Source organism: Streptomyces europaeiscabiei, from assembly GCF_001550375.1.
Classification (GTDB): domain Bacteria; phylum Actinomycetota; class Actinomycetes; order Streptomycetales; family Streptomycetaceae; genus Streptomyces; species Streptomyces europaeiscabiei.
This window is the reverse complement of record NZ_LRTR01000457.1, coordinates 1-10,757: the sequence shown is the minus strand read 5'-3', so window position 1 is coordinate 10,757 and position 10,757 is coordinate 1. Positions and strand designations below refer to the sequence as shown.

General features: G+C 64.5%; 8 protein-coding genes and 2 rRNA genes. 4 read left to right on the top strand and 6 right to left on the bottom strand.

The window, feature by feature from the left end; translation table 11 throughout:
* From AWZ10_RS22345 to AWZ10_RS22335, 3 genes are all read right to left on the bottom strand, one after another.
* Positions 1-1,843, bottom strand: a 23S ribosomal RNA gene (locus tag AWZ10_RS22345); the annotation flags it as partial.
* Positions 1,844-2,157: 314 nt separating this feature from the next.
* A 16S ribosomal RNA gene (locus AWZ10_RS22340) occupies positions 2,158-3,683 on the bottom strand.
* 541 nt (positions 3,684-4,224) lie between these two features.
* The gene (locus tag AWZ10_RS22335; RefSeq protein ID WP_046709154.1) at positions 4,225-4,866 is read right to left on the bottom strand and encodes a DNA-3-methyladenine glycosylase; all 642 of its coding nucleotides are present in this window, start codon (positions 4,864-4,866) and stop codon (positions 4,225-4,227) included.
* Between the two features lie 206 nt (positions 4,867-5,072).
* Between AWZ10_RS22335 and AWZ10_RS22330 the strand changes: the two genes are divergently transcribed.
* The 3 genes from AWZ10_RS22330 to AWZ10_RS22320 all read left to right on the top strand — a co-directional run bounded on the left by AWZ10_RS22330 (position 5,073) and on the right by AWZ10_RS22320 (position 7,095).
* A complete protein-coding gene (locus tag AWZ10_RS22330) occupies positions 5,073-5,855 on the top strand; it encodes a sporulation protein (protein WP_046709155.1) in 783 nt (260 codons plus the stop codon).
* 42 nt (positions 5,856-5,897) lie between these two features.
* Positions 5,898-6,434: a YbhB/YbcL family Raf kinase inhibitor-like protein gene (locus tag AWZ10_RS22325; protein ID WP_046709156.1), complete on the top strand. Its 537-nt coding sequence runs from the start codon at positions 5,898-5,900 to the stop codon at positions 6,432-6,434.
* 154 nt (positions 6,435-6,588) lie between these two features.
* A complete protein-coding gene (locus AWZ10_RS22320) occupies positions 6,589-7,095 on the top strand; it encodes an HNH endonuclease (RefSeq protein WP_005477596.1) in 507 nt (168 codons plus the stop codon).
* A gap of 122 nt (positions 7,096-7,217) precedes the next feature.
* Here AWZ10_RS22320 and AWZ10_RS22315 read toward each other — a convergent pair whose 3' ends face one another.
* From AWZ10_RS22315 to AWZ10_RS22305, 3 genes are all read right to left on the bottom strand, one after another.
* The gene (locus AWZ10_RS22315; protein WP_037691219.1) at positions 7,218-8,168 is read right to left on the bottom strand and encodes an SPFH domain-containing protein; all 951 of its coding nucleotides are present in this window, start codon (positions 8,166-8,168) and stop codon (positions 7,218-7,220) included.
* Positions 8,169-8,327: 159 nt separating this feature from the next.
* Entirely contained in the window at positions 8,328-8,768 is a 441-nt protein-coding gene (locus tag AWZ10_RS22310; RefSeq protein ID WP_078935718.1) for an NfeD family protein, read from the bottom strand.
* 136 nt (positions 8,769-8,904) lie between these two features.
* Positions 8,905-9,696, bottom strand: coding sequence for an ABC transporter ATP-binding protein (locus AWZ10_RS22305; RefSeq protein ID WP_046709157.1), 792 nt, complete (start codon positions 9,694-9,696; stop codon positions 8,905-8,907).
* A 150-nt stretch (positions 9,697-9,846) separates the two neighbouring features.
* Here AWZ10_RS22305 and AWZ10_RS22300 point away from each other — a divergent pair, with 150 nt between their 5' ends.
* A complete protein-coding gene (locus AWZ10_RS22300; protein ID WP_060891895.1) occupies positions 9,847-10,632 on the top strand; it encodes a hypothetical protein in 786 nt (261 codons plus the stop codon).
* The last annotated feature ends 125 nt before the right edge of the window (positions 10,633-10,757 follow it).

Below are 10,757 nucleotides of genomic sequence, written 5' to 3'. Positions count from 1 at the left end.
CTGACCACCTGAGTCGGTTTAGGGTACGGGCCGCCATGAAACTCGCTAGAGGCTTTTCTCGACAGCATAGGATCATCCACTTCACCACAATCGGCTCGGCATCAGGTCTCAGCCACAAGTACGACGGATTTACCTATCGCACGGCCTACACCCTTACCCCGGGACTACCACCGCCCGGGATGGACTACCTTCCTGCGTCACCCCATCACTCACCTACTGCAAGTCTGGTCCGTCGGCTCCACCACTTTCCTTTCCCCGAAGGGTCCGGAACGGCTTCACGGACTTAGCATCGCCTGGTTCAATGTTTGACGCTTCACAGCGGGTACCGGAATATCAACCGGTTATCCATCGACTACGCCTGTCGGCCTCGCCTTAGGTCCCGACTTACCCTGGGCAGATCAGCTTGACCCAGGAACCCTTAGTCAATCGGCGCAAACGTTTCTCACGTTTGTATCGCTACTCATGCCTGCATTCTCACTCGTGAACCGTCCACAACTCGCTTCCGCGGCTGCTTCACCCGGCACACGACGCTCCCCTACCCATCCCAGCAGGCGTTGGCCCTATATGCTGAAATGACACGACTTCGGCGGTACGCTTGAGCCCCGCTACATTGTCGGCGCGGAATCACTAGACCAGTGAGCTATTACGCACTCTTTCAAGGGTGGCTGCTTCTAAGCCAACCTCCTGGTTGTCTGTGCGACTCCACATCCTTTCCCACTTAGCGTACGCTTAGGGGCCTTAGTCGATGCTCTGGGCTGTTTCCCTCTCGACCATGGAGCTTATCCCCCACAGTCTCACTGCCGCGCTCTCACTTACCGGCATTCGGAGTTTGGCTAAGGTCAGTAACCCGGTAGGGCCCATCGCCTATCCAGTGCTCTACCTCCGGCAAGAAACACACGACGCTGCACCTAAATGCATTTCGGGGAGAACCAGCTATCACGGAGTTTGATTGGCCTTTCACCCCTAACCACAGGTCATCCCCCAGGTTTTCAACCCTGGTGGGTTCGGTCCTCCACGAAGTCTTACCTCCGCTTCAACCTGCCCATGGCTAGATCACTCCGCTTCGGGTCTTGAGCGTGCTACTGAATCGCCCTGTTCGGACTCGCTTTCGCTACGGCTACCCCACTCGGGTTAACCTCGCAACACACCGCAAACTCGCAGGCTCATTCTTCAAAAGGCACGCAGTCACGACGCACCGAGCAAGCTCGATGCGCGACGCTCCCACGGCTTGTAGGCACACGGTTTCAGGTACTATTTCACTCCGCTCCCGCGGTACTTTTCACCATTCCCTCACGGTACTATCCGCTATCGGTCACCAGGGAATATTTAGGCTTAACGGGTGGTCCCGCCAGATTCACACGGGATTTCTCGGGCCCCGTGCTACTTGGGTGTCTCTCAAACGAGCCGTACAAATTTCAGCTACGGGGGTCTTACCCTCTACGCCGGACCTTTCGCATGTCCTTCGCCTACCTGTACGGTTTCTGACTCGTCTCACAGCCGGCAGACTGTGAAAGAGAGATCCCACAACCCCGTACACGCAACCCCTGCCGGGTCTCACACGTATACGGTTTGGCCTCATCCGGTTTCGCTCGCCACTACTCCCGGAATCACGGTTGTTTTCTCTTCCTGCGGGTACTGAGATGTTTCACTTCCCCGCGTTCCCTCCACTTGCCCTATGTGTTCAGGCAAGGGTGACAGCCCATGACGACTGCCGGGTTTCCCCATTCGGACACCCCCGGATCAAAGCCTGGTTGACGACTCCCCGGGGCCTATCGTGGCCTCCCACGTCCTTCATCGGTTCCTGGTGCCAAGGCATCCACCGTGCGCCCTTAAAAACTTGGCCACAGATGCTCGCGTCCACTGTGCAGTTCTCAAACAACGACCAACCACCCATCACCCCGAACCAGAAGTTCGAGTGCACTGGGGCCGGCACTGAAGGCAGCCATACGGCCATACCCTCAGACACCCAACAGCGTGCCCGACCCGTCCCCGTCCAGAGATCATGCTTTCCACACTCTTACGAGCAGTACTCACAGCCTCCGGCCCGTGAACCGGCCGAATAATCAACGTTCCACCCTGAGCGAACCAGCATCAGACATTCGCTGATGATCTGGCCTCTGACCTCACCCCGAAGAGTTCGGTAGAAGTGCTCCTTAGAAAGGAGGTGATCCAGCCGCACCTTCCGGTACGGCTACCTTGTTACGACTTCGTCCCAATCGCCAGTCCCACCTTCGACAGCTCCCTCCCTTACGGGTTGGGCCACCGGCTTCGGGTGTTACCGACTTTCGTGACGTGACGGGCGGTGTGTACAAGGCCCGGGAACGTATTCACCGCAGCAATGCTGATCTGCGATTACTAGCAACTCCGACTTCATGGGGTCGAGTTGCAGACCCCAATCCGAACTGAGACAGGCTTTTTGAGATTCGCTCCGCCTCACGGCTTCGCAGCTCATTGTACCTGCCATTGTAGCACGTGTGCAGCCCAAGACATAAGGGGCATGATGACTTGACGTCGTCCCCACCTTCCTCCGAGTTGACCCCGGCAGTCTCCTGTGAGTCCCCATCACCCCGAAGGGCATGCTGGCAACACAGAACAAGGGTTGCGCTCGTTGCGGGACTTAACCCAACATCTCACGACACGAGCTGACGACAGCCATGCACCACCTGTACACCGACCACAAGGGGGCGACCATCTCTGGCCGTTTCCGGTGTATGTCAAGCCTTGGTAAGGTTCTTCGCGTTGCGTCGAATTAAGCCACATGCTCCGCTGCTTGTGCGGGCCCCCGTCAATTCCTTTGAGTTTTAGCCTTGCGGCCGTACTCCCCAGGCGGGGAACTTAATGCGTTAGCTGCGGCACCGACGACGTGGAATGTCGCCAACACCTAGTTCCCACCGTTTACGGCGTGGACTACCAGGGTATCTAATCCTGTTCGCTCCCCACGCTTTCGCTCCTCAGCGTCAGTAATGGCCCAGAGATCCGCCTTCGCCACCGGTGTTCCTCCTGATATCTGCGCATTTCACCGCTACACCAGGAATTCCGATCTCCCCTACCACACTCTAGTCTGCCCGTATCGAATGCAGACCCGGGGTTAAGCCCCGGGCTTTCACATCCGACGCGACAGACCGCCTACGAGCTCTTTACGCCCAATAATTCCGGACAACGCTCGCGCCCTACGTATTACCGCGGCTGCTGGCACGTAGTTAGCCGGCGCTTCTTCTGCAGGTACCGTCACTTTCGCTTCTTCCCTGCTGAAAGAGGTTTACAACCCGAAGGCCGTCATCCCTCACGCGGCGTCGCTGCATCAGGCTTTCGCCCATTGTGCAATATTCCCCACTGCTGCCTCCCGTAGGAGTCTGGGCCGTGTCTCAGTCCCAGTGTGGCCGGTCGCCCTCTCAGGCCGGCTACCCGTCGTCGCCTTGGTGAGCCGTTACCTCACCAACAAGCTGATAGGCCGCGGGCTCATCCTTCACCGCCGGAGCTTTCCACACTCATCGGATGCCCGAGAGTGTTGTATCCGGTATTAGACCCCGTTTCCAGGGCTTGTCCCAGAGTGAAGGGCAGATTGCCCACGTGTTACTCACCCGTTCGCCACTAATCCCCACCGAAGTGGTTCATCGTTCGACTTGCATGTGTTAAGCACGCCGCCAGCGTTCGTCCTGAGCCAGGATCAAACTCTCCGTGAATGTTTACCCGTAATCGGGTCGACACCACGAGAGCGGAACAGTCAGGCGGAATAAGCCCGACCGTTCACAACGTCCTCGCTGTGTTTTACTTCAAAGGAACCTCGACCACCGAAAAGCTTCGGCGGACGGGGTATCAACATATCTGGCGTTGATTTTTGGCACGCTGTTGAGTTCTCAAGGAACGGACGCTTCCTTTGTACTCACCCAAGCTACTCTCGGGCTTTCCTCCGGGCAGTTTCCCTTCGGTCTTGCGTTTCCGACTCTATCAGATCGTTTTCCGATTCGATTCCCTGTCGGGGGGATTTGCCTTTCGGCTGTCTTTTGACCTCGCGGTTTCCCTTGCGGCCTTTCGACATTCACTACGTTAGCCGATTCCCTCGGCAACTCATAATTGAGTGCTGCGGGCTTGAATCAGGGCACGCCTAATTCGCCCCCGCTGAGGGGATGTTGTAGGTAGTGGGTTGGCCGCTCTCGGCTGCTGGCTGATCGCCGTAACCGGTTCAAGCGGCTCGGGCTACGTTACGGATCGCCCAGGAGCGAGTCAAGTTGAGCGCCGACGGGGGACATGGGCGCGATAGGAGCTGACAGTCGGGTCGTCGACGGTCCAGAAGCGCCAGGGGTGGACGCCGCCGTCGCCGGAGACGCCGGTGCGGGGACCGTTGAGTACCTGGTCACGACTGACAGGGGTGCCGGCCAGGACCGTCATGGGTGAGGTGCCCGAGGCGCAGGCGTCCGTGCCGTCGAGGGCTCGGTCCACGTCCAGGGCCGTGGCCAGGCGGGCCGGCCCTTTGGCCAGTTCCATGTCATTTCGGGCTGAGATTCGACGTTTGCGGGCAAGATCGGCGCCCACGATGATCTCGCCGGCGCGCAGCAGAACCGCGCTCGCCCGGCCCTGCGGACCGCACACCAGGTTCATGCAGTGCCACATGCCGTAGGTGAAGTAGACGTACACGTGTCCGGGCGGACCGAACATCACGCCATTGCGGGCTGTGCGCCCCCGATAGGCGTGGGAGCCGGGGTCGTTCGCACCGTCGTAGGCCTCGACCTCCGTGAGGCGGACTTCGATCGGCCCGTCCGGGCTGGTGCGTACGAGGACGCGTCCCAGAAGGTCCGGTGCCACCTCCAGTACGGGGCGGTCGAAGAACTCGCGGGCGAGGGGCGTACGGTCGGGGCTCGCGATCATGGCGTACGAGCGTAGTCCAGACAGGTGCGGGCCGGCGGGTGGCCAGGGGGCGTCCTCCTTGGAAGGGTGGGGAAGCTGGAGGACGCGGAACCGGTCGCCGTCGGTTTGCGTTTGTAGGGATCAAGGATCCACGTCACGCAGAGCGATCCACCACAAGACACAGAACCACACAGATACACAGGCGTTGCCTGACGGGAGGAACAGACATGGGGTTCAAGCGGCTGCTCGCGAGCCTGGGAGCCGGTGGCGCTTCGGTCGAGACGGTGCTGACCGAGGTCAATGTCGTCCCGGGCGGTGTCGTCCAGGGTGAGGTGCGGATCCAGGGCGGCTCCGTGGACCAGCAGATCGAGGCGTTGTCCGTCGGTCTGCAGGCCAGGGTCGAGGTCGAGGGCCAGGACGCGGAGTACAAGCAGGACATGGTGTTCACCAAGCAGCGGCTCGGTGGTGCCTTCGAGCTGAAGGCCGAGGCCGTCCATGTCGTGCCGTTCGGGCTGGAGATCCCGTGGGAGACGCCGGTCACCACGATCCAGGGACAGACGCTGCCGGGCATGAACATCGGTGTGACCACCGAGCTGGAGATCGCGCGTGCGGTCGACTCCGGCGACCTGGACCCGATCAACGTGCACCCGCTGCCGGCACAGCAGGCCATCCTGGACGCCTTCATCCAGCTGGGCTTCCGCTTCAAGAACGCGGACCTGGAGCGCGGTCACATCCGGGGTACGCGGCAGAAGCTGCCGTTCTACCAGGAGATCGAGTTCTACCCGCCGCAGCAGTACCACGGCCTGAACCAGGTCGAGTTGAGCTTCGTCGCCGACGAGCGCGAGATGGACGTCGTACTGGAGATGGACAAGAAGCCGGGGCTGTTCAGCGAGGGCAGCGACTCGTTCCGTTCGTTCAGGGTGGGGCTGCACGACTACCAGGGCACGGACTGGGCCGCGTACCTGAACCAGTGGCTGTCGGAGGTCGGCAGCAAGCGCAGCTGGTTCTAGGCTCTGAGCACACCTACCCCGGATCCATCAGGAGGTACTGAGGTGACCGAGCCGAAGAGGCCGCCGCTCCCCCACGATTTCCACCCGGTCGTGCCGTCCTTCACGGTCACGAGCGAGGACGTCGAAGCGGGTGCGACGCTCAAGGACGCCCAGGTCCACGCGGGCGGGAACATCTCGCCACAGCTGAGCTGGGAGGGCTTCCCGCCGGAGACCAGGAGTTTCGCCGTGACCTGCTACGACCCGGACGCCCCCACGGGCAGCGGGTTCTGGCACTGGGTCGTGTTCGACATCCCGGCGTCGGTGACGGAGCTGCCGGCGGGTGCGGGCACGGGAAAGTTCGAGGGGCTGCCCGAGGGCGCCGTCCAGGTGCGCAACGACTACGGGACGAAGGACTTCGGTGGGGCCGCGCCGCCGCCCGGGGATCCGGCGCACCGGTACGTGTTCACGGTGTACGCCGTGGACGAGGAGAAGCTCGGTCCGGATGCGGATGCCTCGCCCGCCGTGGTCGGTTTCAACCTGCGCTTCCACACCCTGGCGCGCGCCCAACTCATCGCCGAGTACGCCGCCGTGGCGGAATAGTAACGAAGCCGGACGTTCATTGAACGTTTGCCCGTCTCTGGTCTTGGAAGTGATCAGAGACGGGCATTTTTTATTGCGTTGTCCATCTCGGCGTGCCCGGCCAGAGTTGATCCAAGCCCGCCGGGGGGTGGGCTGGCACAGGAGGTGGGCTGGGATGCGGGACACGCTGGTACTGAACGCGAGCTTCGAGCCGCTGTCGACGGTGACGCTCAACCGAGCCGTCGTTCTGGTACTGCAGGACAAGGCCGTCGTCGAGCAGACCCACCCCGAACTGCGCATGCGCGGAGCCGCGGTCGACATACCGGCGCCCCGGGTGATCAGACTGTGCAGGTATGTGCGGGTGCCGTTCCGAAGACAAGCACCGTGGTCGAGGCGGGGTGTCCTGGTACGGGACAGGCACAGGTGCGCGTACTGCGGCAGGCGGGCGACGACCGTCGACCATGTGGTGCCGAGGTCGCGGGGCGGTGGTGACACCTGGCTGAACACGGTCGCGTCGTGCGCCGAGGACAATCACCGCAAGGCCGACCGGACTCCGGAGCAGGCGGGTATGCCGCTGCTGCGGCAGCCGTTCGAGCCTACGCCGGCCGATGCCATGCTGCTGTCGCTGGGGCACGAGGACTACGACGCGCTGCCGGCCTGGCTTTCGCAGGGGGCCGCGTAACGCCGTTGGGTTGCTGTGATGTGCGGGCTGCGGGTGCGTTGTGGCTGATCGCGCAGTTCCCCGCGCCCCTGAAAAACGTCTGGGCCCGCCCTTCTTGCGAAGGCGGGCCCATGGTCGTGTGCTCAGTCGATGGCCGGCTTCTCACGGCGCTCGCTGTTGCCGTCGGCGGGCCTGGGGACCGACGGGCCGCCGCCGCCGAAGTTGCCGAAGTTGCCCATGGCGCCGGAGAGGCCCTTGAGGGCGTCGCCGATTTCGCTGGGGACGATCCAGAGCTTGTTGGCGTCGCCCTCGGCGATCTTCGGAAGCATCTGGAGGTACTGGTAGGAGAGGAGCTTCTGGTCCGGGTCGCCGGCGTGGATGGCCTCGAAGACCGTACGGACGGCCTGGGCCTCACCCTCGGCGCGCAGGGCGGCGGCCTTGGCCTCGCCCTCGGCGCGCAGGATCTGGGACTGCTTCTCACCCTCGGCGGTGAGGATGGCCGCCTGGCGCGTACCTTCGGCGGTCAGGATCGCGGCGCGCTTGTCACGGTCGGCGCGCATCTGCTTCTCCATCGAGTCCTGGATGGAGGTGGGCGGCTCGATCGCCTTCAGCTCGACGCGGTTGACGCGGATGCCCCACTTGCCGGTGGCCTCGTCGAGGACCCCGCGCAGGGCCGCGTTGATCTCCTCGCGGGAGGTCAGGGTCCGCTCCAGGTCCATGCCACCGATGATGTTGCGGAGGGTGGTGACGGTGAGCTGCTCGATCGCCTGGATGTAGCTGGCGACCTCGTAGGTCGCGGCGCGGGCGTCGGTCACCTGGTAGTAGATGACCGTGTCGATGTTCACGACCAGGTTGTCCTGGGTGATCACCGGCTGGGGCGGGAACGGCACGACCTGTTCGCGAAGGTCGATGCGGTTGCGGATGGAGTCGATGAACGGGACGACGATGTTGAGGCCCGCGTTGAGTGTGCGCGTGTAGCGGCCGAACCGCTCGACGATCGCGGCGCTTGCCTGTGGAATCACCTGGATGGTCTTGATCAGGGCGATGAAGACCAACACCACCAGAATGATCAGGACGATGATGATCGGTTCCATCGTTTGCTCCCCGTGCCCTTCTCTGCCGTGGCGCTTCCTGAAGATCTTATGCCTGTCGGGACTGTTGAAGATCTTGCTGGTCGAGTCTGGCAGAACACCGCCTGCCAGGTGGGTCGTTCAGGTCATAGCGTCATCGCCTCGTGACCACGTCGTGCGAGGTCACATGACGATCGCCGTGGCTCCCTCGATCTCCACGACGTCCACTTCCTGACCCACCTCGAAGGCCTGGCCGGTGTCGAGCGCACGGGCGGACCAGACTTCGCCGGCCAGCTTGATACGGCCGCCCGTGCCGTCGACCCGTTCCAGGACGACGGCGTGTTTGCCCTTCAACGCGTCGATTCCGGTCGCGAGTTGGGGCCGACCGGATCTGTGCCGCGCCGCGATGGGCCGGACGACGGCGAGGAGCGCGACGGAGACGACCGCGAAGACGACGACCTGGAGTACGACTCCACCGCCCAGCCCCGCGGTCACGGCACCGGCGACGCCGCCCAGGGCGAGCATTCCCAACTCGGGCATCGCGGTCACCACGAGGGCGATCCCGAGCCCGGTCGCGCCGATCAGCCACCACACCCATGCGTCGATGCTGTCCACATCGGCCATGGTAGAACCGCGATCGGGCCGCGGAACAGAGCGCACGGTCAAAGATCGCGTACTGAGTGCTCCCAAGTCGGGTGCGCCTGGGCCCGGTTGTGGTCCCGGGGCACCCGACCGGCGGAATATCGGGAGAGGTTGGAGGTCAGTTGAGCGGCAGGCCGTGGGCGGTCCAGCGCTCGCCGAGCTGATCGACGACGAGCGGGAGGCCGAAGCAGAGGGAGAGGTTGCGGGAGGTGAGCTCCAGCTCCAGCGGGCCCGCGGCGAGGACCTTGCCCTGGCGGATCATCAGAACGTGGGTGAAGCCCGGGGGGATCTCCTCGACGTGGTGCGTGACCATGATCATGGAGGGGGCGATCGGGTCGCGGGCCAGGCGGCCGAGACGGCGTACGAGGTCCTCGCGGCCGCCGAGGTCCAGCCCGGCGGCGGGCTCGTCGAGGAGCAGCAGCTCGGGGTCGGCCATCAGGGCGCGGGCGATGAGGGTGCGCTTGCGCTCGCCCTCGGAGAGGGTGCCGAACTTGCGGTCGACGAAGTCGGTCATGCCGAGGCGGTCGAGGAAGGCGCGGGCGCGCAGCTCGTCGACCTCCTCGTAGTCCTCGTTCCAGGTGGCCGTCATGCCGTACGCGGCGGTCAGCACGGTCTGCAGGACGGTCTGGCGCCTGGGGAGCTTCTCCGCCATGGCGATGCCGGCCATGCCGATGCGGGGGCGCAGCTCGAAGACGTCGACCTTGCCGAGGGTGTCGCCGAGGATCGTGGCGGTGCCCTTGCTGGGGTAGACATAGCTCGACGCGATGTTCAGGAGGGTGGTCTTGCCGGCGCCGTTCGGCCCGAGGATGGCCCAGCGCTCGCCCTCCTTGACCGACCAGGAGACCTGGTCCACCAGAGCCCGGCCCTCGCGGACCACGGATACGTCCTCCAGCTCCAGAACATCGCTCATGAGCGCGCTGTCTCCCCTTGCAGTGTCGGCCTGTCTCGGCTGTCGCGTACGCCTGTGGTCGGAGCCACCGCCGGGTGGGCGCAGCCCTCAGGGAAATCTACGCCACCGGTCGGGCCGTCCATCCCCTCGGTCGGTCCTTAGGGTGGGGGCATGCTCTCGGAACCACGCTCAGGGCGCCTCGCCCCATGGGGAAATGCCCTTCTCGCCGGACTTGTCTCGCCGGATGACGCGGTGCTCGCGATCGTCGGGACGGACGCTGTGCACCGGGTGGAGGGGTTGCCGGGCGAGTCGGGGCCGGTCGGACTGACGCTCGCGCTGGGGCGGTTGCGGGCGCTCGGGGTGACCGGGCTGCGGGTCGCGCTGCCCGCGGCGGGGCATCCGCTGGGGCTGAGCGGGCCGCCGGAGTTCAACAAGCGGGCGTTGGAGGCGGAGGAGGCGGTCGTCTGCCACGGGGGTGCGCTGGGGCTGGTGCCGGAGGTGTACTCGGTGGGGCCCGCCGGGGACGAGCATGTGGAGGTCGTCTGGCACTGTCTGGAGGTGCGGGAGGCTCCGCCCGCCGATGTGCCGTCCCTCGGGGAGGCCGAGCGGGAGTTGGCGGAGGCGTTGCGGGACGCCACCGCGATGTTGTCGCGGCTGGACGTCGCGGCGTCCGGGCCGGTGGCCGAGGCGGCGATCGACGCGTACCGGGCGCGGGCCGAGCGGGGGCGCGAGGTGTTGGCGCCCGGGTATCCGCCGCGTGCGGTACGGGTGCTGGAGCTGGCGCAGCGGGTGGGGTTGCTGATCTCCGTGGCGTTCGAGAACGGCCACGGTGGCGCCGTGAGCGCCTCCGAGATGGCCTCCCGGACCGCCGCGCTGCGTCCGGTCGAGCGGACGGCTCGGCGGGCGCAGGTGGCGGCGTACAACGCGTTCGTGGAGGAACGGGAGCGGGGGCGCTAGCCGACCGGGGGTGCGCTTGCCCTCTTCTGGTGCGCTGTCGCCCGGTGGCTGCGCCGGACGCCTGGCGTTGTGTCGCCCGGCGGCTGCGGCTGGGCGGGGAGCGGGGTTTCGCTCACCGGCGCCTG